This window comes from Chryseobacterium sp. JK1 (assembly GCF_050632815.1).
Lineage (GTDB): Bacteria > Bacteroidota > Bacteroidia > Flavobacteriales > Weeksellaceae > Chryseobacterium.
On sequence record NZ_JBODRU010000001.1, the window covers coordinates 888,103 to 913,032 of the forward strand.

23 protein-coding genes and 1 riboswitch are annotated in these 24,930 nt (G+C 36.1%); of the genes, 15 read left to right on the plus strand and 8 right to left on the minus strand.

What is annotated here, in order from left to right:
- Nucleotides 1-314 precede the first annotated feature (314 nt).
- Nucleotides 315-773 (plus strand): hypothetical protein, encoded by a 459-nt coding sequence (locus ACQ76T_RS03875; RefSeq protein ID WP_431342026.1) that lies wholly within the window; start codon nt 315-317, stop codon nt 771-773.
- Between the two features lie 113 nt (nt 774-886).
- Nucleotides 887-1,930 carry an alpha/beta fold hydrolase gene (locus tag ACQ76T_RS03880; protein ID WP_431342027.1) on the plus strand — a complete coding sequence of 348 codons (1,044 nt, stop codon included), beginning with the start codon at nt 887-889 and terminating at the stop codon, nt 1,928-1,930.
- A gap of 275 nt (nt 1,931-2,205) precedes the next feature.
- On the opposite strand, the gene ACQ76T_RS03885 is transcribed toward ACQ76T_RS03880, so the two are convergent.
- Nucleotides 2,206-2,667 carry a RidA family protein gene (locus ACQ76T_RS03885; RefSeq protein WP_431342028.1) on the minus strand — a complete coding sequence of 154 codons (462 nt, stop codon included), beginning with the start codon at nt 2,665-2,667 and terminating at the stop codon, nt 2,206-2,208.
- Nucleotides 2,668-3,069: 402 nt separating this feature from the next.
- Here ACQ76T_RS03885 and ACQ76T_RS03890 point away from each other — a divergent pair, with 402 nt between their 5' ends.
- The 5 genes from ACQ76T_RS03890 to ACQ76T_RS03910 all read left to right on the plus strand — a co-directional run bounded on the left by ACQ76T_RS03890 (nt 3,070) and on the right by ACQ76T_RS03910 (nt 7,396).
- Nucleotides 3,070-3,483, plus strand: coding sequence for an organic hydroperoxide resistance protein (locus ACQ76T_RS03890; RefSeq protein WP_431342029.1), 414 nt, complete (start codon nt 3,070-3,072; stop codon nt 3,481-3,483).
- 11 nt (nt 3,484-3,494) lie between these two features.
- A complete protein-coding gene (locus tag ACQ76T_RS03895; RefSeq protein WP_431342030.1) occupies nt 3,495-4,265 on the plus strand; it encodes an alpha/beta fold hydrolase in 771 nt (256 codons plus the stop codon).
- Between the two features lie 230 nt (nt 4,266-4,495).
- Nucleotides 4,496-4,885 (plus strand): hypothetical protein, encoded by a 390-nt coding sequence (locus ACQ76T_RS03900; RefSeq protein ID WP_431342031.1) that lies wholly within the window; start codon nt 4,496-4,498, stop codon nt 4,883-4,885.
- A gap of 740 nt (nt 4,886-5,625) precedes the next feature.
- Entirely contained in the window at nt 5,626-6,675 is a 1,050-nt protein-coding gene (locus ACQ76T_RS03905; RefSeq protein ID WP_431342032.1) for a leucine-rich repeat domain-containing protein, read from the plus strand.
- A gap of 130 nt (nt 6,676-6,805) precedes the next feature.
- Nucleotides 6,806-7,396 carry a hypothetical protein gene (locus ACQ76T_RS03910; protein ID WP_431342033.1) on the plus strand — a complete coding sequence of 197 codons (591 nt, stop codon included), beginning with the start codon at nt 6,806-6,808 and terminating at the stop codon, nt 7,394-7,396.
- Nucleotides 7,397-7,715: 319 nt separating this feature from the next.
- Here ACQ76T_RS03910 and ACQ76T_RS03915 read toward each other — a convergent pair whose 3' ends face one another.
- From ACQ76T_RS03915 to ACQ76T_RS03925, 3 genes are all read right to left on the minus strand, one after another.
- Complete coding sequence (locus ACQ76T_RS03915) at nt 7,716-8,756, minus strand: aldo/keto reductase (RefSeq protein ID WP_431342034.1); 1,041 nt, start codon at nt 8,754-8,756, stop codon at nt 7,716-7,718.
- A 70-nt stretch (nt 8,757-8,826) separates the two neighbouring features.
- Nucleotides 8,827-9,912: an SMP-30/gluconolactonase/LRE family protein gene (locus ACQ76T_RS03920; protein WP_431342035.1), complete on the minus strand. Its 1,086-nt coding sequence runs from the start codon at nt 9,910-9,912 to the stop codon at nt 8,827-8,829.
- 78 nt (nt 9,913-9,990) lie between these two features.
- A complete protein-coding gene (locus tag ACQ76T_RS03925) occupies nt 9,991-10,875 on the minus strand; it encodes a helix-turn-helix domain-containing protein (protein ID WP_431342036.1) in 885 nt (294 codons plus the stop codon).
- A gap of 143 nt (nt 10,876-11,018) precedes the next feature.
- On the opposite strand from ACQ76T_RS03925, the gene ACQ76T_RS03930 reads away from it, so the two are divergent.
- Nucleotides 11,019-12,314, plus strand: coding sequence for a hypothetical protein (locus ACQ76T_RS03930; protein WP_431342037.1), 1,296 nt, complete (start codon nt 11,019-11,021; stop codon nt 12,312-12,314).
- Between the two features lie 46 nt (nt 12,315-12,360).
- On the opposite strand, the gene ACQ76T_RS03935 is transcribed toward ACQ76T_RS03930, so the two are convergent.
- The 3 genes from ACQ76T_RS03935 to ACQ76T_RS03945 form a co-directional block, all read right to left on the minus strand.
- Nucleotides 12,361-13,305, minus strand: coding sequence for a 3',5'-cyclic-nucleotide phosphodiesterase (locus tag ACQ76T_RS03935; RefSeq protein ID WP_431342038.1), 945 nt, complete (start codon nt 13,303-13,305; stop codon nt 12,361-12,363).
- Nucleotides 13,306-13,424: 119 nt separating this feature from the next.
- A complete protein-coding gene (locus ACQ76T_RS03940) occupies nt 13,425-14,477 on the minus strand; it encodes a serine hydrolase domain-containing protein (protein ID WP_431342039.1) in 1,053 nt (350 codons plus the stop codon).
- 169 nt (nt 14,478-14,646) lie between these two features.
- Complete coding sequence (locus tag ACQ76T_RS03945; protein ID WP_431342040.1) at nt 14,647-15,654, minus strand: LacI family DNA-binding transcriptional regulator; 1,008 nt, start codon at nt 15,652-15,654, stop codon at nt 14,647-14,649.
- Nucleotides 15,655-15,818: 164 nt separating this feature from the next.
- Here ACQ76T_RS03945 and ACQ76T_RS03950 point away from each other — a divergent pair, with 164 nt between their 5' ends.
- The 4 genes from ACQ76T_RS03950 to ACQ76T_RS03965 all read left to right on the plus strand — a co-directional run bounded on the left by ACQ76T_RS03950 (nt 15,819) and on the right by ACQ76T_RS03965 (nt 20,442).
- Nucleotides 15,819-17,252, plus strand: coding sequence for a mannitol dehydrogenase family protein (locus ACQ76T_RS03950; RefSeq protein WP_431342041.1), 1,434 nt, complete (start codon nt 15,819-15,821; stop codon nt 17,250-17,252).
- 8 nt (nt 17,253-17,260) lie between these two features.
- Nucleotides 17,261-18,607, plus strand: a complete 1,347-nt coding sequence (locus ACQ76T_RS03955; protein ID WP_431342042.1) for an MFS transporter — start codon at nt 17,261-17,263, stop codon at nt 18,605-18,607.
- Nucleotides 18,608-18,631: 24 nt separating this feature from the next.
- Nucleotides 18,632-19,363, plus strand: a complete 732-nt coding sequence (locus tag ACQ76T_RS03960; RefSeq protein ID WP_431342043.1) for a hypothetical protein — start codon at nt 18,632-18,634, stop codon at nt 19,361-19,363.
- Between the two features lie 158 nt (nt 19,364-19,521).
- The gene (locus ACQ76T_RS03965) at nt 19,522-20,442 is read left to right on the plus strand and encodes a carbohydrate kinase family protein (RefSeq protein WP_431342044.1); all 921 of its coding nucleotides are present in this window, start codon (nt 19,522-19,524) and stop codon (nt 20,440-20,442) included.
- A gap of 121 nt (nt 20,443-20,563) precedes the next feature.
- On the opposite strand, the gene ACQ76T_RS03970 is transcribed toward ACQ76T_RS03965, so the two are convergent.
- Nucleotides 20,564-21,196, minus strand: a complete 633-nt coding sequence (locus ACQ76T_RS03970; RefSeq protein WP_431342045.1) for an NAD(P)H-dependent oxidoreductase — start codon at nt 21,194-21,196, stop codon at nt 20,564-20,566.
- A 181-nt stretch (nt 21,197-21,377) separates the two neighbouring features.
- Here ACQ76T_RS03970 and ACQ76T_RS03975 point away from each other — a divergent pair, with 181 nt between their 5' ends.
- The 3 genes from ACQ76T_RS03975 (at nt 21,378) to prpC (ending at nt 24,904) form a co-directional block, all read left to right on the plus strand.
- Nucleotides 21,378-21,737 (plus strand): winged helix-turn-helix transcriptional regulator, encoded by a 360-nt coding sequence (locus ACQ76T_RS03975; protein WP_431342046.1) that lies wholly within the window; start codon nt 21,378-21,380, stop codon nt 21,735-21,737.
- A 477-nt stretch (nt 21,738-22,214) separates the two neighbouring features.
- Nucleotides 22,215-22,407: riboswitch (cobalamin riboswitch) on the plus strand.
- Nucleotides 22,408-22,851: 444 nt separating this feature from the next.
- Nucleotides 22,852-23,748, plus strand: a complete 897-nt coding sequence (gene prpB / locus ACQ76T_RS03980; RefSeq protein ID WP_431342047.1) for a methylisocitrate lyase — start codon at nt 22,852-22,854, stop codon at nt 23,746-23,748.
- Between the two features lies 1 nt (nt 23,749).
- Complete coding sequence (prpC, locus tag ACQ76T_RS03985; protein WP_431342048.1) at nt 23,750-24,904, plus strand: bifunctional 2-methylcitrate synthase/citrate synthase; 1,155 nt, start codon at nt 23,750-23,752, stop codon at nt 24,902-24,904.
- Nucleotides 24,905-24,930: the final 26 nt, after the last annotated feature.

Consider the following 24,930-nt stretch of genomic DNA (forward strand, 5'->3'; position numbering starts at 1 on the left):
AATATTTTTATGAGCCAATTGGCAATAATACTGAAGAGACGGTTTAGAAACTGTAAGGTTGTCTTGAATAGCATCAGTATCCAGTTTAATGCTACTACATAGAGTATTTCATTGTATTTGTTTGATTGTGTAGGACTGCTCAAAATTATTGAGCAGTTTTTTTATGTTTTTTTGATAGCATTTTCTTTAGGGCAATGGATGTCTGTTTCATGTTTCAAAATGTCTAATTCAACTATTTTTCACTGGTGAAACCTGTATAATTATGGTCTATTTGTAAAAGAAAATGTAAGGTTTAACGAATTAATCAATAAAAAATGAACAAATTAATATTTCTAATGGCGGCCGTTTTTATGATATTCTGTGGATATGTGAATGGGCAGACCACAATAAGTCAGTTAACAAAGGAATACACACTTAAAAGCAAATTCCTTACTGAAAATAGAGTTTTTATAAAAAGAAACATTACATCCAGCTGGGAGAATCAAACGTTGGGCAGTATTTTGAAAAGTACAGACAATGTAAAACTGACATTTCAGCCAGAAAGATCTTATGAACTTGTGGAAAGTATGAATCAAACCACATCAATTCGAATGGCTGAGAAGCTTTTGCATATTCCTACTACTTATTTTGAAAATGATATTGATTTAGAACAGGCCATCAAACTCAAAAGTAAGAACGGAGTGGTAAAGGGAACGATTCAATTGATGCAATGTAGAGATCAGTTTAATGTTCCAGCTCAGGATTTTGGTTTTGCATTGAAAATATTTAAATAATAATTTGCAAGGATAAAGACTATAAAAACAGCAGATTTAAAAGAAATAACAATACTTCAAATAGTGACCCTCTGAAACTTATTTATTAATTAAAATTCTTTAAAACAAATACAATGAATATGATATTAAATTTTAACAAAAAGACGCTTATTGCACTCTCTGTAATAATGCTTTTGGGAGTAGGCAGCTTATTATTACATGCTCAGCAGCCTTCACAGGAAAAAAAGGAATATATAGATCCTTCGGTAAGTTTGGCATTTCAGAATACAAAAAAAATTCGTGCGGGACTGCTTGACGTAGGGTATGCAGAGGTTGGGCCAAAAGCAGGGAAACCTGTTATCCTGCTTCATGGATGGCCATACGATATTCATAGCTTTGAAAAATCTTCTGAACTACTCGCGGCAAAAGGATATCGGGTATTGATTCCCTATTTGAGAGGCTACGGAACCACCACATTTGTCTCTTCAAAAACGGTGCGTAACGGGCAACAGTCTGCAGTAGCGCTTGATATTATTGCGTTTATGGATGCTCTGAAGATCGATAAAGCCATTGTCGGTGGCTTTGACTGGGGAGCAAGGACTGCTGATATTATGGCAGCTCTTTGGCCGGAGCGTGTATCTGCATTGGTTGCCGTAAGTGGTTACCTGATCGGAAGCCCTGAGGCCAATCAGAATCCACTTCCGCCTAATGCTGAATTTTTGTGGTGGTATCAGTATTATTTTTCAACGGAACGAGGATATAAAGGATACAAAGCCAATACAAATGCTTTCAATAAACTCATCTGGAAAACGGCGTCTCCAAAATGGTCTTTTGATGAAGAAACCTATCAGCGTTCTGCCAAAGCTTTTGAAAACCCTGATCATGTTAATATTGTTATTCATAATTACCGTTGGCGTTTGGGGCTGGCTCCGGGAGAGAAACAATATGATAAACTTGAAGCTAAACTTGCCCAATTACCAGATATTACTGTACCTACTGTAACCCTTGAAGGGGATGCTAACGGAGCGGCATTTCCTCTTCCTGAAAAATATGCTTCCAAGTACAAAGGAAAGTACATGCATCATACTTTAACAGGGGGAATTGGACATAACCTGCCACAGGAAGCACCTAAAGAATTTACGGCGGCAATTATCGAGGCAGATTCATTGTCTAAATAATATTATTCGGGAATTTACCTCTAAATTATTTTAATGGATGACACATTAAAATTTCGATTTCATGAAAAACTAAGCTTGTTCAAGTGTTTGATTTGCAGTAAGTTTAATGGTGTCATTGTCGTTTAGACCAACAGGTAGTTAGAGTATTCTTAATGGGGTCGGTCAAACAGAAGACTCTTTCAGTTTATCAGCTTTTTGGAATCTGGATAATTTAAGGTGTAGAAACAAAAAAACGGGAACCAGAAGTTCCCGTTTTTTGTGTTGATAGGTTTTTATTAATGCACTATAGCGATGCATTCGATTTCTACCAGTCCATTTTTTGGCAACTTTGCTACCTGTACAGTAGAACGTGCCGGATTATTGGTGAAATATTCACTATAAACACGGTTTACTGTAGCATAATCAGCCATGTCAGTCAGAAAAATTGTTACTTTAGTTACTTTTGATAGATCAGAACCGGCACTTTTCAGTATACTTTTAATATTCAGAATAGATTGTCTTGTTTGGCTTTCTACTTCATGGCCAGACAGTTCTCCTGTGACAGGTAAAAGCCCCAATTGTCCTGAGCAGAATATCAGGTTGCCGGCTTTTATGGCATGCGAATAAGGACCGATAGCCTTTGGTACATCCAATGAAGTGATTTTCGTTATTGCTGCGTTAGGAGCACAGGCAGCAAAAGACAACCAAAGAGGAATAATGGTTGTCCATTTGTATATTGTTATTTTCTTATTTCTCATTTTTTTTAAATATGTTGAAGGATTCAATCGTAGAACTGCTCAAGAAATAGAGCAGAATTAAAGAATTCTGAGAAAGAAAATATCTCTGAAGATTTAATAGAACGCTTTAAATGTATCTAAAAAAAATTGAACAGCAAAAGGACTGAACCTGATTTTTAACTTTAAGATAGTGAAAGGTTTTTTTCGTTCAACATTTAAAAATCGAATTGTCAATTTCAATATTTTAATTGTCTACTTTACCCCTTTATATGTCCATTTGAGCCATTTTGAACTGTGATCATCTGAAATTTTACACTCTCTTTGTATCATTAAATAACGAAAATAAAGAATAGCGAAAAGAAAATTGACAAACTATTTTATAGAACACACAAAAACATAGTAAACAATAAAACAATACAAAAAATGGTAATAGAAAAAGTACTTTATACGGCTAAGACTCGTACAACAGGTGGAAGAGAGGGAAATGCAAAAAGCAGTGACGAGAAACTTGATATTTTATTAACTCCTCCCGGGTTGAAAGGAAAAGGGACCAACCCTGAACAATTGTTCGCAGCAGGATGGTCGGCATGTTATATCGGAGCCCTGGGACTAGCTGCTAAAGAAATAGGAATTTTACTTCCAAAAGATACTTATGTAGACGCAGAAGTGGATCTTGGAATGACAGGAGATGCTTATTTTCTACAGGCAAGATTGTTTGTGAGTATGCCGGGAATCAGAAAAGAGACCGTAGAGCAATTTATAGAAATGGCTCACAGGATTTGCCCATATTCAAAGGCAGTACAAGGGAATATCAATATTTCAACAACGATCATCTAATACATCTCGTCATGATTAAAAAAATTCACCTTACACTTTTACTGGTATTAACGGTAGTTTTTGGTTTTTCAAACTTAAAAGCACAGAAGAAAGATAATCCTGCAAAAATCAAAAATGTAGTTCTTGTACATGGAGCTTTTGTAGATGGCTCCGGCTGGAAAGGGGTTTATGACATCCTGACAAATCGTGGATACCATGTGACGGTGGCTCAGATTCCTTTGACTTCTTTAAAGGATGACAACGCAGCTGTTCGCAGAATATTGGATAAGCTTGATGGGCAGGCGGTTTTAGTGGGGCATTCCTGGGGAGGAACGGTAATTACGGAGGCCAGCTCCCATAAAAATGTAGGATCATTGGTATATGTTACGGCATTCCAACCTGATAAAGGAGAAAGTACGGATACGTGGTATTCTTCACAGCCAGGTCTTCCTGAAGCCGGTATATTGCCGCCAGATAATGAGGGATTTGCATATTATGATGTTGATAAATTCCATGCGGGATTTGCTGCGGATCTTAGCCATGATCAGGCTACCTTTATGGCTCACTCACAAAAGCCTATATTGGCGTCATCTTTTACTACCGTGGTTACAGCTGCTGATTGGCACACCAAACCGACTTTCGCAATTGTACCAACGTCCGATAAAAGTATCAATCCCATTATTTTGAGAAATATGTATAAAAGATCGGGGGCAAAAGTGACTGAAATCAAAGGAGCCAGCCACGCCGTATTTATCTCACATCCTCAAGAAGTTGCGAACGTTATTATAGCAGCTTCAAAATAGGGGAGATTTTAAAAATTTACATAACAAATTCAATTATTTCATCTCAGTCAGAGGGTTATGGCAAAAAAACTATAACCCTCTTTTTTATGTATCAATCTTTATCTACTGCGTTATCTATTGTTAAAGAGGGATAATTAGAATTTTTAGAAATTAGCTAGTCCTGAAAAGAAAAACAACCAACCAATATATTCCGGACAAGATTTTAATAAATTAGTATAAAATAAAAGAACATGTCACATTTTACAACAGATATTTTAATGGTAATTGAAGAAACAAAACCAAAAATTATTGTTGAATTTATACATCAGATTTTACGACAAAATAATTTTAATATACAAACAAATGATTTATCTTTTTTTTGTTTAGATGAATTAAAAAACGATGAACATCTTGAAAAAGATTATGATATAGGTCGAGAGGTTCAAGATCCGATAGAAGATTTAGAGAAATTAAAATCTCATCCCGGCGGAGCAATTAGCTATGAAACTACAAAAAAAGAAAGATTGTTAGTTGGTTTTACTTCTACGAATGATATAACAATAAATGGAATTACTTTTTATATAAACCCTTATTTTGCTGAAAACAATAAAGATTTATTCGATAATATTAAAGCTGTTTAAACTTTTTTATTAAACCGTAAAAATCACAAAAGCTTTTTTAAACACTTAAGCTATTGAATTTATATACTTTGGGTATAAGAAATACACCAAATTTTTGTTGAAAATCAAGGATTTTCATTCTCTATGAAATTCATTGTGCGGTATTCCTTATCCTTTTTAAAGTGTTTGAAAATTATATAATGTTTAGATTCCTACGGAATGACAAAATGTACGGATACACTCAACGTCATGTTTGTCATTCCGTAGGAATTCAGCCTTAGAAATTATCCTTCTTTTGTGTGTTTTTATTAAACCACAATTCGAAGATTCAATGAATTTAAACACTTTAAGTGAGCTTAAGAGAATATCCTGACACAGAATAAGCCCACATATAAGTTTAAAAAAATCTTTATTTTTTTTCCGTGTACTTGTATGCTGTATTATTTTAAGCCTTCTTCAATGTACTAAAGTGTTTTTTTTAAAACTTTTGTGACTTTTGTGGTTAAGTTTAAGACTTATTATTAAAAATATAAAAAGAACATTTAATATTCACGGGATAATAAAAGGGAATGATATTTTTGATAACTTAAGTGAAGAAGAAGAAATTGGAAATATCTTAAATGGAAAAATTAATGAAAAATATAAATATTTCATTGATTGAATACTACAACCTTACAAAAAGCGAAACTTCTAATTGAAGCTTCGCTTTTTTATTAAAGGATTATCTTTAAGCTCTCAAACCGAGAAATTTCAAAATAACCATGAAGGATTTTATAAAAAAACTGGAAAAAGAGTTTAATACTCAAATTATCCATTCTAAGAAACATATCTGGGAAAACTATTATGATGTTGATGAAGATGGCAATATTAAAACATTATATCTGTATGAGGTTGATTTAAAGGATTTAGATGTATTATTACCAATAGCAAACAGTCTTGTTAAATTAGCCCTTCCATACTGCAATGTGAAAATGTTACCTCCATTAAATGCTTTTTCACGGTTAGAAACATTAGATCTAAGCGGCAATGAATTACCGGAAAAATCATTCAGGTATTTAGGAGATTTAAAAAGTTTGAAGAATCTGGATTTGGCAGCAACTGAACTTAAAGACACTTCTTTGTTGGGCGATTTAATTAATTTGGAAATATTATATATTAGGTGCAATCCGTATCTCGAAGTAAATGGTTTGGAACATTTAAAGTTCTTACAGCGGTTAGATGTCAGCCTGACTGAAATTGATCATATTAAAAAGATAAATGTTAATGAAAATATACGCTCTTTAAATATTGGAGAAACTAAAATTGAAAAAATAACCGATTTGGAGCGTTTTCCCTATTTGGAAGAATTGAGAGTAAATGGAAACCGGGTAGAAAAAATTGAGGGTTTGGATACCTTACACAATCTCAAACAACTTTTTATTTCGGCTACTCATGTAGAAGAAATTGAAGGATTGGATAGCTTGAAAAATTTAGAAGTACTAGACTTAAGTTATAATGAAATTTCAAAAATCAAAGGATTGGATAATCTGAAAAACTTGAGAGAACTAAATTTAAATGAAAATAAGATAACCAAAGTTGAGAATTTAGATCATCTCATAAATCTTGAGTATTTAATTTTTGAGGCGAATGAAATTAAAGAGTTTGATACGTCTTTTTTATCTAATTTGGTTTCCAAATGTTTTATTTCTCTATGTTTTACAGGTGATTATATTAAAGAGATTAAAGATGTTCCAAAGAATGTAACAATTAAGTTTGAAGATGATCATTTTGTACCGAGAACATTATACAGGTCAAAAAAATTGTTTCGATAATATAATAAAGTGGTGTTTTGAAAAAAATAGACAATATTGTTGTTTTAGACGGTCTAATTTATAAACTTGAAACTCTACGAAAATATTCGAGTGGAAGGGAGAGAAACAGGATCAAACCACAAAGAAATATATGAATCAATTATCGTTTAGTTTAACATTAAAACAAAACCCATACAACGGGGAGCCGGATTCTGAATATGAAATCTGGGGTCAGATTATTCTAAAACTGAATCATAACCCATCAAAAACTATTGAAATAGTAAACCATCAATGGGATATTATTGAAGTGTATGAATGGTTTCAAAAAAGTAAAGACCTATTACCTGCAGACCCATTTCCTTTCCGTTTTGAAAATGAAAAATGTATTGCAGAATGTAGAGATGTTTTATATGAAAAGGACGATTTTAAAGACTTAAATGAAGAAATTGAGTACTACGATCACATAGAAAATTATTTCTCAAATCATCATTTTAAATTAAAAGGAACGGATACTCCCATGCTGTTTATAGGGCTAAAAAATAATACCGGAGAAATATCCTGGTTTGAGACTGAAAAGAACAGGTATACGTATTTTTCTTTTAATATGGATTATTTTATTGAATCTACTAAAAATGAATTTACAGCATTATTGAGTAAGTGGCAAAATAGTCCCGAAGGCAAAAAACCGAAAGTTTCGGAAAGAATTAAAGAAATTGAAAATACTTATGGCTGCTATCTTTAAGCCTACAGACAGAAATTTAGAAAAGAGGAATGTTAACTGAATAAAAAACAGATAATGGCATTGAATTATATTGAACTGGAAAACTTCAGAACAAAGATAAGGTTCTGAAGACTTAAAGATCAATGAATTAATTTAAATAAAAAACAGGATCCAATACGTTATGAAAAGGTAAGATATGAAGCTTATATTCTGAAAAGAAGCAGAAAAATAAAGTGACGACTGAAAAAGAGTAGTTCAGTTTCGTTTTAGAAGACTAAAAAAGGCAGGGAATATGAAATACATCATTCTCCCTTACCTTTTGATTAAAAAATAGTTTATTCTAGATGAAAATATTGACTGCCGGATTTATTTTCGGACGTTCCGTCTGATGCCAGTAAGGATAAGGTGCTTTTGTTTTACTTGCTTCATTAAGTCTTTGCATCTGCTCTTCATTTAATTTCCAGCCTGTTGCTCCCAGGTTATCTTTTAGCTGTTCTTCATTACGGGCGCCAATAATCAGGGTTGAAACAGTAGGTCTTTGCAGCAACCAGTTTAGCGCTACCTGAGGAACTGTTTTTTCTGTTTCCGCAGCAATAGCTTCCAGAACATCCGTGATGCGGTAAAGGTTTTCTCTTTCAATACTGTCTTCATGAACGGGGCTTCCACCTTCTGCAACACGCCCTGAAGTAGGCCATTCTTTACTTCTGCTGAATTTTCCGCCAAGTCTTCCCCCTGCAAGTGGTGACCAAACGATAGCTCCAACTTTTTGATCCTCCGCTAATGGCATCAGTTCCCATTCATAATCTCTATTGGTTAAAGCGTAATATACCTGATGGGCTATGTATTTATTCCAGCCATATTTTTCAGAAATACTTAACGACTTCATCAGGTGCCATCCTGAAAAATTGGAACAGGCAATATAACGGATCTTTCCTGCTTCAATAAGATCATCCAAGGCTCTTAAAGTTTCTTCTACAGGCGTCACCGCATCAAAACCATGCATATGATAAACATCAATATAGTCCGTATTCATACGTTGTAAACTTCCTTCTACCTGTTGAATAATGCGGTGGCGGGAAGATCCCTGATTGTTTGCCCCTTCACCGAAAGGAAATGTAGATTTTGTAGAAATGATAAGATCTTCTCGCTTTTTCCCTTCGATAGCTTTTCCTAAAATTTCTTCCGATACTCCCTGAGAGTAGATGTCTGCCGTATCAAAGAAGTTGATTCCCGCTTCAATGCAGATATCAATGATTCTTTTAGCATCGGCTACCTGAGTGCTTCCCCATGCTTCAAAACCATGTACACCTCCAAAAGTTCCGGTTCCGAAGCAGAGTTCAGATACATATAATCCTGAATTTCCTAATAGTCTGTATTCCATAATTGTTTTTTTTAATGAATTTAAATGTATTGGTGATGACCTATAATGTCATTTTTAGAAGTATTTTCTCTTAAAGATGGAGCTTATATATTTTATAAGATCCTTTACGCTCACTTTTACCTTGGTGAAACTGAGGTTGTTCATCGATGCGTGAGCAACTGATATATAACCAGCCCTCTTTTGTAATGTGATAACTGTCGGGCCACGCAAGTTCTTCGTTGGCCGGAACTACGGTTTCAGTTTTTAATGCCGGAGTAATGCGAATGATTTTTCTCGCTTCCAGATCTCCCAAATATAAATTGCCTTTAGAATCAAAAGCCATTCCGTCAGTCGTTGTAAATTTTCCGTCAAAGACCACCTTTTTTTCCAGTTCAGCTTCAGATAATGATTCATTATTAAGATCTTTTGTGGAAATATGGTAAAGAGAATTGTCGGTTAACGCCTTGAAGTAAAGTTGTTGGCCATCAGGACTTAAAGCAATCCCATCCGACTGTACATGAAAAGGCTGGCCGTCTTTGAGTAGTGTTTTTCCGTTTCTCTTAAGCTGATACGAAGGATCGGTTTGAGTTACTTTAGAATTATTGAGAACCTGACGGGCCTTTCCAGATACCAGATCCACAATTACGATTCCTCCTTCATTGGAATTGGTAATATAAGCCAGCTTTTTTTGAGTGTCGATGCGTGTATCATTCATATAACTCTTCCCATCGGTAGCTCCTGCCAACGGATAAACTCTTTCTACAGTATTGGTGGTAAGATTGATCTTGACCAATTTCTGACCTTTATCGCTATCCTGTGAAGGTTGTGTAGAGCCGGCATCTACTACCCACATGGTATTCTGATCATCAATGACTACAGCTTGTACACAAAGGAAATGTTGCATTTTATCACCAGTACCGTTCCATTCATTCCAAGATTGATTCGGGAAAGGAACGGAGGTTTTGGCACCTGTTACTTCCACTAAAGCATATCGGTAAGGTTCTCCCCAGCGGGGATAATTGGTAAATACTCTTTCGGAAGAAGATACCGCAACTCCGGTCAGTTGGTGATCCTGATCCTCAAAAACGGTTGTTAATTTCTGAAAATGCTTTTGCTGTGCAAATAATCCTGTATATCCGAAACTTAGAAATACAGCGAATTGAATTATTTTTTTCATGTCTTATTTCTTGAAGAATGCGTGATTGCGCTTCAACAAATATCAGACATTACAATAAAAAATATTGTACTAAAAAATTCAAATTACTTGACTTTTAGTTTCACTGGGACTATATCCGAAGAAGCTTTTATACAACCTTGAAAAGTGAGATACATTTTCGTAACCGATTTCGTAGCATACTTCTGTAATTTGAAGTTCTGTAGTTAGAAAGAGCTCACGAGCCTTTTGCATACGTTTCTCCTGAATCCATTTTGCAGGTGTTGTACGAAAAGTGGTTTCAAAATCCCGGCGGAAACTGGATAAACTTCTTCCTGAGATCAGGGCAAGATCACTGATCGAGTGGGGTTCAAGATAATGAGTTTCCATCGTCTGCAGTAGATCAGCGGGTTCATGTTGGTTCAGCCTTATCAACTGTTGCAGAAACTGCGCATTGGTTTGGGAAAGATCATATAACAGTTCAAGGATTTTTAATTTGAATAATCCCATTTTTACCTCTTCATTGTCATCGAAATAAGGTTTGAGCGACTCCAGGAAAGTCTGAAGACGGGCACCATAAGGATGAATGAGGATTTCATCGTCCGCTGAGGATGAAGTGTTAACATAGCCGTCAATTTCAATAAGCTTTATAAAGTCAACGATGATGCTTTTCTTTAAAGAAAAAGAAACACTTTCATAAATGAAATCATTGTTCGGATTGCCACGTTTTACAAACTCTACATAAGTTGCTTTTTTGAGAAGTACCATTTCTCCTTGATGAACTAAAAAACAGTCATTTCCCAATCTTACTTCATGAGTACCCTGGGTAACAAATAAAAGGAAATGATCCTTCAGCATCTTTTGTTTATGAACAGGTTGAGGATGTTCCTGTCTGCATATTTCAGTTGTCGCAATGTTCTCTGCGGTTAAAATGATGTGTTCCCCCGGATGTACCTTTTTTTCTCCTGTATATTTGTCGACGTGCATATACTATATTATATAACAAAAATAAGGAAAATAAAATGTTGAATCCTGCTGCCTGGATAAAAGCAGGAAAGTCTTCGTGGAAATTGGTATAATGATAAGTAATGTAGTATATTAGCAAGCTTCAGTACGTAGTAAGTGTAACCATGAAACAAATTATTATAATAGCTTTACTTTTTTTAGGAATAGAGAGCATAAAAGCACAGGAACGGAGACGTTTAAAAGACAGCATCTCTATTTTTTTTGATGATATTAAAACAGCTTCAAAAAAGAATATCAGGCTTTGGAATAAAGATTTGTACGGACCCATGATGATCGTCAATCCCAAAACTAGAGAAATTTTTGCCAATGAATCTGATACCGCCAATACATTGAAACTGAACGGTGGTATTTATTCAGGAGCTTTACCTGCCCGTATCAATATTGCTAATACCGCTATTAACTGGAATGGTAAAAGGTGGGCAATGATAATGCTTCCTCTTCCTGAGCAGAAACAAAACAGAATTAATCTACTGGCACACGAATCTTTTCATCGCATACAGCCTTCCCTAGGTTTTACGCTCAACAATACTGAAAATAACCATCTGGATCAAAAGAATGGTAGAATATATCTTCGTCTTGAGCTTGAAGCATTAAAAAAAGCTATTCAGGCAAGATCTAGAGGAGATCAGCAGCAATATCTAACAGACGCACTTACCTTTAGGAAATACAGGCATGCACTTTATAGTAATTCAGCAGAGACTGAAAATTCATTGGAATTGAATGAAGGAATCGCCGAGTTTACCGGAGTAATTGTAAGCGGAAGAAACAAAGCGCAGACAAAAGCTTTTTTCCTAAACGGAATAGATGATTTCTTTAAAAATCCAACATTTGTACGATCATTTGCCTATCATACGGTTCCTGTTTATGGTTATTTGCTGTATAGAAAAAATTCAGACTGGAATAAGAAAGTTACGGCCAAAACAGACCTGACGGATGTATTTATTAACGAATTCGCAATTAATATTCCAGCTAATCTGGAGACGAAAATTGATGAAATTTCTAATCGTTATAACGGAGCAGCCATCATAGATGAGGAAACAGTAAGAGAAGAAAAAACGAAGGCGCTCATTGCTGAATATAAAGCCTTATTCATAGATCGTCCTCATTTTGAAATAAAATTTGAGAAAATGAATGTCTCTTTTGATCCGAGAAATATTGTTCCGATAGACAATAAAGGAACGGTATATCCTACTATAAGAGTTACGGATTTATGGGGTGTTCTTACGGTGGAAAAAGGAGCATTAATGAGCCCGAATTGGGATAGGATTTCCATCTCAAATCCTGTTGCCATAGATGGTAAAAAAATATCAGGTGACGGTTGGAAACTAGACTTAGCAGATGGTTATTCGGTGAGTAAAGATGAGGCTACCGGAAATTACAGGATCGTTAAAAATAAATAAAAGGTCTATAAAAACAAAATGAGACAGATATCTGTCTCATTTTATATTAAGGTAAATTGATTTTTTTGCCTTGTTCCGGGAAGATATAATTAATCTGTAAAGGATTATTTTTCAGCAATTCCTTTTTTATAATCTCCGGATTATCTTTTGTCGGTTTTCTGTGAGTGACTACAATGTTCAGGTTTTTCAGGCTGTTTTGCCCTGTTTTATCTTTCAGTTTTTGAAGTTCTTCTAAGAGTAGGTTAGGAGTAAGATGTCCGAATAAAAGATGCTCAGGCTGGCTGTTTGGGAAAGAAACTTCTATAAGTATCGTATTAAGCTGTCCTTTTTTGATAAGGGGAGCTACACTTTCCCAAAGTTTGTCCAATTGGTTGGACTTCTCGATACGGTCAGCACCTGTATCTCCCAGATAAAGCAAATAATGATCATCATATCTTACAAGAGCAGCGCTGCTTTTATAAGGATTAACATGGCTTAGCTCATAGGCTTTCAGGAAAAATGGAGTATCCTTTGCGGGAGTTTCCGTTTCTTCATGCAGTTCATTATAATGGTATTTTCCAAGAATGGGCTGTTGCCCTTTATCAGCAAAATTGATCCACGTATCTGTAATGAAATAATGATTCTGTAGAATCTGAAGCACCGGTGCAATTCCGAAGATATCCTTTTTAGAGTCGGCAGGAGAGTTGATAATAAGCCCGGATAGGTGATCCAAATGACCATGAGAAATAAAATACCCTTTAATCTGATCTTTCAGAACAATATCTTCCGGACCGTTTAAGCTTTTCAATTCAATAGCTTTTCGTATTCCTGCATTTACTGTTCCTGCATCCAAACAGATAAATGCGTTGCCTTTCGGAGTTCCTACCAGATAAGCCGATAAATTATCTTCCTGTTCCCCACCATAAATTCCTAATGGAATAACATCAAAATTCTGCGCCTGACAAAAAGTATGTACAACGAGAGTCAATAAAGTAAGTGCTGCTTTTTTCATTCTTTTTAACTAAAAACCTATCCTTAGCGATAAGATAAAGCAAATTTACGTTATTTTTTTCCGAGTAAAGGCTTATATGGCAAATGTTGATCTCTTGTTAATAGAGTCGTTTTACTGCACTATTTTATTTCCGGCCATTTAAATTCTTTGTTGTAAAGCAGAGAAACGATGTTTTTGACGAAATTTTCTTTGTTAATTCGCTCTGCATTCGTATTATAAGCAATTGACAGATTTTGTTCAGGATTATAAATAAGAAGAGCGTGAGAACCTAATGTATCGCCACCATGACCATAAAATGTTATTCCATCAAAATCCCATAAAGCAATTCCTCGTCCCCAACCTTTACCGGAAGCAGGAATCATCTTTTCCATAGAGTCTTTTGTGAGGATTTTATTGTGAAATAGATTTTCATTGAAAATATTTAAGTCTTTTGATGTAGATACGATGTCGCCTACTCCAATAACATTTTCAGGGAGAATATCCTTCATGTCACTCCAGTGGTTGTTTTCATAATGGTGGGGCTTAAATACATTCTTCGGATCCGATTTTGTGGAAGCAAAGTTTTTTAGTGCAAGAGGAGCTGTTATTTCCCGTTCGACAATTTTGTGATAGGGAAGATTGTATTTTTTTTCAAGAATGTCTGTCAGAAGATAATAAGCCGTATTGGAGTAGGCTACCTTTTCATCAGGCTTAAAGCTTGTCTCTTGTTTTTGTATAACATCAAAAATCTCTTTTCGGGTGGCTTTGTCCGTTACCCATACTTCACCGTCTTTTACAACATAGCTTCCCAATCCGCTGGAATGTTCCAGAAGATTTCTGATTGTGATGATATTGGCATTGGGTACTTCCGGGAAAAAGTCTGACAGCTTATCCTCCAGATTTAATTTTCCTTCTTCAATCAGTTTGAAAATTAGCGTGGCGGTAACCATTTTAGTAACAGAGCCTACATGATATTTGGTATCTTTATTATATACTTTATCCGGAAGGTTTTTTTGTCCGAAACTTTTACTGTAAACCTCTTTTCCATCTTTGAAAATTGAAATACTTCCAATTCCCAGATTGCTGTTTCCAATATAATTGAGATAGTCATCCATCTTTTTTCGGTCGATTGTTTGCGAAAAAAGCCCTGCAGAAGCCAGTAAGAATAAAGCTATTAGTTTTGATTTCGTCATATCAGCGTATTGTAAAGTTCAGGATCATGAACCTTAGGTTTCATAAGTTATTATTTTTTTGGAAGATAGATAATTTATACGAAACTTAGCTTTATTTATTTAAAATGGACAGATTATTTACATTGAAAATTAATAGTGAATTTGAAAATTTAGCTTTTAAGACAGATCTTTACTTTGTAGAAGCTCTGAATATAAGTTCGGCATCCATTAAAACTGTCCTGCTGGCTTTTGAAGGATCTTTGATTTTTTCTAAAATCAATTCCGCAGCCGTTTCACCCATCTTTACCAAGGGTTGCTGTACACTGGTCAGTTGAGGATAAGTCATGGTAGATAATTCTGTCCCGGAAAAACTGGCAATACCTACATCATTGGGAATTTTGATACCGCGCTCAAAAAGATAATTCATTGCCCCAATGGCCAATGTATCACTGAATGCAAAAATGCCATCAAACGCTATGTTTTTCTGTAATAGCTGTTGTGCCGCATTTCTACCGTGTTCAAAGGTCATTCCTTCCGTTTTTACAATCAGTTGTTCATCAAAAACCTGATACTTGTTAACAATACGTTTGTAGCCGTTAAGCCTTTCTATAACATTCCTTATCGTAGGCGGCCCCATGATGTAAGCGATTCTTTTTCTCCCGGTTTTGATGAGGTATTCCACCATCAGAGACGCTTTAATATTATCATCCACAATTACTTTGGAAACATCCAGAGATTGATCCGGAATTCTATCAAAAAAAACCAACGGCGTTCCGTGATTGATGATGCGTTGGTATATATCATTGTTATACGTTTCGTGGCATAAATTCATAATGATTCCGTCGACATCAAAACTTTCCAAAAGCTGTAGATTTTTCCTCTCGATGATCGGGTTTTCATCACATTGGGTAATCACCAGCCTGTAGCCAAGAGGGTACATGATATTCTGAATTCCCTCCAGTACTTTTGCTGAAAAAGGAGTGATCATTTCCGGTACTACAACGCCTATTGTTTTGGATTGGCCAGACTTTAAACTTAAAGCCGTAAGGTTGGGTTTATACCCTAATTGATCCGCTGCTTGAAGCACCCTTTTACGGGTTTCTTCATTCACATTTTTATCATTAAGCAGCGCACGGGAGATGGTAGACGTAGATAATGACAAAAATTTAGACAGATCTTTTATAGTTATGCGCTTCATCGGGCCAGGATTTTCGATAAAATTAGTAAAAAAAACGGCAATTGGGAACGTGCCCGGATTTTTGAGAACGTTCCCAGTGGAAATTTTGAAAAAAAAACAAATGATGAACAGATTGTTAATATAGTTTTAACACATTGACTAACCTATTAATCATTCTTTACATTATGAACCCAATTTCTTATCATTACGATGCTCAAAAAATAACGGCAGGAATCTTACATATCGGTGTAGGAAATTTTCACCGTGCCCATCAGCAGTTTTACACAAATGCCTTACTCGAATTTGAAGACCAGAAAAAATGGGGAATTTGCGGAGTATGCCTGCTGCCTTCCGATGAGAAGATCGTTCATGATCTGAGAGCTCAGAATTTGAGCTATACACTTACCGTATGTGGAAGAAACGGAACAGATGAGGTTTACAGGATAGGATCATTAAAGGAACTTATCTGGGGAATTGAAGATCCGGAAGCGGTGAAAGAAAAAATTGCAGACAGTAATGTGAAAATAATCACCTTAACCATTACAGAGGGCGGATATAATCTGGATAAAGAAACAGGAGCATTTCTTTTGCACGACGAAAAGATTCAGCACGATCTTCAAAATCCGCAAAACCCGACTACTGTTTTTGGATTTATAGCAGAAGGGTTGCATCGCCGAAAAATGAAAAATAATGGAGGAATTACAATACTTTCCTGTGATAACCTTCAGCATAACGGTAATACTGCCAAAAAGGCTTTTATAGCATTCATAGAAGCCAGAGACAAAGAACTTGCGGAATGGGTAAAAGAGAATGTTACTTTTCCTAACAGTATGGTAGACCGAATTACTCCTTCCACAACCCCTGAAGATATTGTTCGACTGAACCAAAATAGCGGAGCCGATGATTTTGCACCCGTTTATTGTGAAGATTTTGCACAATGGGTAATAGAAGACAATTTTATAGCCGGAAGACCTGCCTGGGAAAGAGTAGGAGTAGAGTTTACCGATGATGTGACTGCTTTTGAGAATATGAAGCTAAGCCTTTTAAACGCATCGCACACTCTGTTGTCTTATCCTTCTTTTTTGATGGGGTACCGAAAAGTAGATCAGGCTATGGAAAACTATGATATTGTGAAGTTTATTCGTGATTTTATGGATATCGATAGTACTCCTTTTGTTCCTGCTCCAAAGAATACCAATCTTGAAGAATATAAAACAACTCTTATTGAGAGATTCTCCAATCATAGCGTGAGCGATCAGGTAAGCCGTTTATGTTTTGATGGAATTTCAAAATTTCCGGTTTATATTATTCCTAATCTGGATAAAATGATCAAAGCTGAGGCAGACCTTACCAGACCTGCTTTTCTGATCGCTTCTTACAGACATTATCTGAAATATAAGACGGATGATAACGGCCTTTCTTATGAAACAGCAGAACCATGGCTTACTGCAGATGATGAAACCATGATCAGCAGTGAGGAACCACTTGATTTCCTGAATTTATCGGCTTTTAAAGGAACAGATCTTAAAGCTTCACAACAGTTTGTGGATCTGTACATTCGATTGGTAAATCAGATCAAAAACGAGGGGAGTACTGCTGCTCTGCAATCAATACTATAATTACCGCCATGATAATACAATCCGATTTACAGACGTCAGGAGGAAAATCAAATAATCCCGTTCTTCCTTTTGCGATAATCACGTTTATTTACTTTATCGTAGGTTTTTTAACCACGGTGAATGAACAATTGCAGGCTCCTTTGAAATTTACTTTTCTCAGCCATGCGGGAAGCCTTAAAAATACATTTACAACCATGATTACCTTCTTTTTCTTTTTGGGATATCTTCTGAACGGAACATTGGGAAGCAAATGGGTGAATGCATTCGGTTATAAAAATACCATTCTGCGAGGCTTGTTGTTTATGATTTCAGGTTTGTTTATGTATCTGTTATCATCATGGTTTGGATCACAGTTTCCCGATTTGAAATTCAGCATTAAAGATGCTGTTATTCCCTTTGGGTTTCTGATTTTTGTGGCCGGATCATATTTGATGGGTACTGCAGCAGCAATTATTCAGGTGGTTGTAAACCCTTACGCGGCATCGTATGAAATGAAAGGAACCCAGCCTGTTCAGCGTCTGAATATTTTAACAGCGATTAATTCAATAGGAACCACTTCAGCACCTTTTTTTGTAACTGTCATAATGTTCAGCGGCATTTCCATAGAAAGTATCGAGATCAGACAGCTGATGTTACCTCTTTCAATGCTTATCCTTTGTATTCTGGTCATTATTGTAATCACCAAAAAACTTCACCTTCCGGATATTGAAAATACAAGAGCTGTGGGCGGAGAAAAACTGGAAAGAAGCATCTGGTCATTCCGACATTTTGTACTGGGAGTTCTTGCGATTTTCTTTTATGTAGGAACAGAGGTTGCCATTGGAGCCAATATTAATCTTTACGCTTTTGAACTGATGGATTCAGGACATCCGATCAGCTTCTTTGGAAAGACCGATATTATTATTGGAGGGGTAGACCTTGGAATTCACGCGCTCTTGTCTACATTGTATTGGGGTGGATTTTTGATAGGAAGATCTGTTTCAAGCTTCTTCAATACCATTTCTGCAAGAACACAATTGATGGTCACAACTGTTTTGGCAACCATACTGGCTTTAATTTCCATGATCACGCAGAATCTCTGGTTTCTTGTAGCCATAGGTCTTCTTCATTCTTCGATGTGGAGCTGTATTTACTCATTGTCTATAAAAGGATTGAATAAGTATACCTCAAAAGCCTCCGGAATATTTATCTCCGCAGTATTTGGGGGTGCTATTTTCACTCTTATTCAGGGAGGTTTGGCAGACATTTTCGGATCATGGAGATGGACTTGGTTTCTTACCGTTATCTGTGAGCTGCTGATGCTGTGCTATGCCTTGTTCGGTTCCAAAATCAGAGAAAAAGATTTTATCAACTGATATTTATTCTTTAAAAAACATACCATGATCAACTTTAAATTATTACCTGCTTTTTCCCTGCTTGTTGGTAATCTGTTGGTGGATGCACAGGAAATACATTCTGCTTTACAGCTACGAAACAGTCACCTCTGGAGAGGACTGGAGGTTTCAGCGGGATTAATATACACCGGAGATCTTCATTTAGATTTCAAAAATTTCTATGCCGGTTTTTGGGCTGGTGGCAACGTAGATGGCTCTTACAAAGAATTCAACAACTATATTGGTTACAAAAACAAACATTTGGTGATGGAACTTTGGGATATTTACAATTTTTCTCCTGCGGCAGCATATAATAATAAAGAGTTTTTCAATTATTCTGCTGCAAATACCGGAAGGTTTTGGGATCTGAGGTCTTATTATACCATCAGTGAAAGATTTCCTCTGATCCTGAGTTGGAATACCGTTGTTTTCGGGAGAGACAGAAACAGCAGCAATACGGAGAATAAATACTCTTCTTTTGTTTCGGGTGAATATCCTGTCTATAAAAAAGAAAATCTGGAAGTACGCGGAAGGATGGGGTATGGTTTTGCACTGAATAACAACGGTGAAAAAAACAATTTCTTTGCAAAAGAGGCAGGATTTAATGAAATAAGCCTTATTGTTTCAAAGAGCTTTACTATTGAAGGATATAAAATACCTATCGGAATATGGGGAATGTGGAATCCTGTTAATAATAATGCATTTCTTCAGTTTTCAGTTCAGGCCTATTCATTTTAAAAATAAAATAATTTTCATCTAACGAATTTGAAAACACAAATGATGATAAAAAGGATACTTGGGGATATGAAGATTTTACCTTATCATTGTCAGAAGGTCAGTATATTATCCTTGAGTATCTTTAGGTTATCAAATTTTAATATATAATTTAATTAATAATGGAAGAAAAAAAACATAAGATAGTCTCTTTTGGAGAAGTTCTCTGGGATATATTTCCGGGAGAGCAGAGAAGAATTGGTGGTGCGCCTTTCAATGTGGTCTATCACCTTTCTAAGATGGGGCTGGATGTAGAGATGATCAGCAGTGTAGGAAATGATGAACTGGGCCGTGAACTGCTACAGAAAATTAGAAGTTGGCAAATCTCAACAGATCATATCCAGATAACGGATCAGTACCCTACAAGTACCGTTGTAGCTAATGTAGACGAAAATAATGATGCTCATTATGATATTATAGAAAACGTAGCCTGGGATTTTATTGAAACAACTTCGAAAGATCAAAATTTGGTAAAAAATGCAGACGCATTAGTCTTTGGAACCCTTGCTGCCAGAAACGGGAAAACAAAAAATACATTATTTGAACTGCTTGAATCGGGTACATATAATGTTTTTGACATCAATTTGAGAGAACCTTACTATGATATCAATAGTATTAACGAATTACTGCACAAAACCCATCTGGCAAAATTCAATAAAGCAGAATTGAGGATGGTTCTGGATTTCCTAAGTAAAGAATACCAGACCGAAGAAGACAGTATTCAGTATCTGCAGGAAAAATTCGGGATTCGGGAGATAATTATTTCTAAAGGAAGTAAGGGAGCTTTATATTGTAGAGATAATGAATTCTACCTTTATCCTACAATACCGGTTGAGGTAAAAGATACTGTGGGTAGCGGAGATTCATTTTTAGCAGGATTTCTTTCCAAAAGAATCGGCAATGAAGCATCTGCTCATGAAATCATGACTCAGGCGGTTTCCTTAGGTGCCTTTATTACTTCACAGGAAGGTGCGTGCCCGGAATATACTTTGGAGGATTTTATAAAATTTAAGGATCACCATCCTGTAATGGCTCTGGGCTAATAAGTTTTGCAGAATCAAAATATATCCTATTTTTCAGATATCCGTTTTTGTGTAATTTAAAAAGCTAAATCGGGCCATTGCTAAAAGCAGTGGCCCGATTTTAATGCAAACTTTGTAAAAGCTAATGTAATTCTATAAAAAGCTCTTCCTTAGCTCTTCTTACTCTTTCCAGTTTTCCCCACCAGTCTGTTTCTTCATCTTTATAACCAAGAGCCATCATAACAGTGCTTTTTAATCCCTGTGCAGGCAGATTGAGCAATTCGTCAACAGCTTCACTGTCAAAACCTTCCAAAGGAGTTGCATCTATTCTAAGATCTGCTGCCGCAAGAAGCCCAAACCCTAAGGCAATATAGGTTTGTTTGGATGCATTTTCAAAATGTTGATCCTTGGTTTGTTTACCCAGCCTCTCTAATAAAGTTAGACGATATCCATCCGTACTGCTACCCGGTAAATTACGCAGCTGATTACTGAATTCAAAAAAGGAATCTACTCTTTCCGTGGTATACTCGTCCCAGGCTGCAAAAACCAATATATGTGAAGCCTTTATGATCTGATCCTGTCCGCAGGAAATGGGCTGTAACTTCTCTCGTAGTTCTTTATTTTTAATGACTAAAACTTTAAATGGCTGTAAACCCGAACTTGAAGGAGAAAGGCGTATCGCTTCCAATATCTGATCCAGTTTTTCATCCTCAATAGTTGTTCCGTTGTAACCTTTTGTTGCTGATCTCCAATTAAGTGTTTCTTGTAATGACATAACTTTAATATTTTTTATTGTACTTTATATCATTTTTTCAGTTGCTAAAGTACGGAGCAAAGTTACAGGATAAACAGTTGCATTTGTATACCTGTTACCTGTTGGTAACCAGTTTCCTAGAGGTAACCAGGTGGCTTTTTTGACGAATAATTTTTTAATTTTACATTCTAATTGTAAGAATATGAAAAAGGAAAGAACAGAACTGGCCCCGGAATGCAAAAACCATATTCGAGGAGTGAGAGATACAGTCTATCTGCTTGATGGAAAGTGGAAAACAATTATTATCAGCCATTTATATTTCGGTGGAAAAATGCGTTTTATGGATCTGAAAAGAGAGCTGGACGGAGTGGCTGCAAAAACTCTGTCAAAAGAACTGAAAGATCTTGAAATGAATAATCTGGTGAAAAGAACGCAAAACAACACAATGCCGGTAACAGTAGATTATGAGCTTACCGAATTTGGAAAAAGTTTGCATGATATCATAGATACAATGGCAAAATGGGGAATAAAATACAGAGAAGAGCTTTTAAAATGTGAATAAAATATACTGGTCATACAGACGAAAAAGGAATGAACATTATCATATAACAAGACAAAAATTCCACATCATTCTTAAAAAATGGGGGAAGAAAAAGATATACAGATAATGAAAACTTTCGGTTGTAATGATACAAAAAAGTACATTTCCGATAAGGCTTTTTATACCTGAAAATTCCTGAAAATACTTTTACAAAAAATGACTAAAAATCTCTCAATAATAATGGTTGTTTGCGAATGTCAATCAAAGGTAAAACGAGCTTTTTCTTTAGGCGTGTTTAATTTTTTGCAGCTATATCTTATGGATTTAGTAACGAAAAATTAATGTTATTGACTAAATTACAATGTTTGATTGGTGAATTATGTTTTTTTAATGATAACATTTACAGTAGGTTATATTGAAATAATTATTGTTTGCATAAAATCTCTTGGTCGTTTTTATAAAATACTTATATTTACCACCAAGGAGTTCTTAACACCTTCTTTATCAACCGAAAATGGTTGCACTTAGCTGTGTATTAAAAGGGAATCGTGTGCAAATCACGAACTGTCGCGCAACTGTAAGTAACATATAGGTTTTTATCAAAATAGAGGTCCACTGTATACCTGGTTATATGGGAAGGACGATAAAAACTGTTACAAGTCAGGAGACCTGCCTATTTCGAATTGACGATGCTTTCGCGGTCTGAAGCTTATAGTCAGGTATGATACGATATGGATAACAGTTTGGTAAAAATCTTTTGTTATTTTGTGAGATGAGTTTTTAGTGGAGCAGTATGCTCTTTTATTACACTGTCTTGTACCGTATTTTCCTTTCCCATATTTTTCTTCCCACACAGGCATTGTGAAGTTTACCGAGAACTTTTTATAAGGATTTATCAATGTAAAAAGTTAGAAAATGTACCCATACGACCTTGATTATACATGCAGAAGTTATAGCCTTTACCACGGTTATACGGGAATATTTTTATCACATTCAAAACTTCAGGAAACGGCCCAAACGCATCAGTCTTCTTCTGAGTATTCTATTTCTGTTGTCAGGATATCAAATCCGGATAGCTATCGCCGTGACTATTTTTCATTAACGAACAAATTTCAACTAAACAATAAATATTAAAATGACTAAAAGTGAAAGTTTGAAGTCTCCGGGTAGTAAATTTCGGGAGGCCATGCAAAAAGAAAGTCCACTTCAGATCGTTGGAACTATTAATGCCAATCATGCATTACTTGCTCAGCAGGCTGGTTTCAATGCTATTTATCTTTCCGGCGGTGGAGTAGCAGCGGGTTCCTTAGGAGTTCCGGATTTGGGAATTACTACTCTTGAAGATGTTTTAATAGATGTTCAGCGCATTACCAATGTTTGCAACTTGCCATTGATGGTAGATGTAGACACAGGATTTGGTCCTTCAGCATTTAATGTAGCCAGAACCGTAAAGTCTTTGATAAAGGCAGGAGCAGCTGCATTACATATTGAAGATCAGGTAGGTGCAAAACGATGTGGGCACCGCCCGGGTAAAGAAGTGGTAAGCAAGGATGAAATGGTTGACAGATTAAAAGCTGCTGCCGATGCCCGTACTGATGAAAATTTCGTTATTGGAGCAAGAACAGACGCTTTCGCTAATGAAGGTCTTGAAAAAACATTAGAAAGAGCCATTGCCTACAAAGAAGCTGGAGCAGACTTCATTTTTGCAGAAGCAGTTCCGGATCTGAGCTTTTACCAAAAATTTGTAGACGCTACAGGAATTCCGGTTTTGGCCAACATCACTGAATTCGGAATGATTAAAATGTATACCGTAGAAGAATTGAAGAATGCAGGTGTAGGATTGATTCTTTATCCGCTTTCAGCTTTCCGTGCTGCCAATAAAGCCGCTCAAAACGTATATGAACACCTTCGTAAAGACGGAACTCAAGCCAATGTATTAGATACCATGCAGACCAGAGAAGAACTTTACAAAAGCATTGGGTATTATGACTATGAACAAAAATTAGATAACCTTTTTAAACAAAATTATTGATATGTCGACGAGCACTGAACCAACATTTAAACCTAAAAAAAGCGTTGCGCTTTCAGGAGTAACAGCAGGTAATACAGCACTTTGCAGTGTAGGGAAAAGTGGAAATGATCTCCATTACAGAGGATATGATATCCTTGATCTGGCAGAAAAAGCAGAATTTGAAGAAGTTGCTTACCTATTGATATACGGTCAGTTACCAACAGCAGCACAGCTGAAAAACTATAAAGCAAAATTAAAATCTTTAAGAGGGTTACCCCATTCCGTAAGAAATATACTGAAAAGTATTCCTGCCGCAGCTCACCCAATGGATGTAATGCGTTCCATGGTATCTGCAATCGGAAGTATCCAGCCGGAAAAAGATGATCATAACATTGCGGGAGCCAGAGATATTGCTGACAAACTATTGGCATCATTTGGATCAGGTTTATTGTATTGGTATCACTATACTCACAATGGTAAAGAAATCAATGTGGAAACAGATGATGATACTATTGGAGGACATTTCCTACATCTTTTGCATGGCAAAAAAGCACCCGATTCATGGGTAAAGGCAATGGAAATTTCCCTTAACCTCTACGCTGAGCATGAATTTAATGCTTCCACCTTTACGGCCCGTGTTATTGCAGGAACGGCATCCGATTTTTATTCTTGTATCACAGGAGCAATTGGTGCTTTAAGAGGTCCAAAGCACGGAGGAGCCAATGAAGTGGCATTTGAAATTCAGAGCCGCTATCAGTCTCCTGATGAAGCAGAAGCAGATATCCGCCAACGTATTGCCAATAAAGAAGTAATCATTGGATTCGGACATCCCGTATACACTATTTCAGATCCAAGAAACGTTGTGATAAAAAAAGTAGCCAAAGAACTTTCTGAAGAAGCGGGGGATATGCTCCTGTATAATATTGCAGAGAGACTGGAAAGCGTAATGTGGGAAGAAAAGAAAATGTTCCCGAATCTTGATTGGTTCTCTGCCGTTTCTTACCACCTGATGGGAGTTCCGACCCTGATGTTCACTCCTTTATTTGTAATCTCAAGAGTTACAGGATGGAGTGCCCACATCATAGAACAGAGACAGGATGGAAAAATCATCCGCCCAAGTGCCAACTATACAGGCCCGGAAAACAAAGAATTTGTATCCATCAACGACAGAAAATAATAAAATCCTGAAAACTTGAAAGCTGT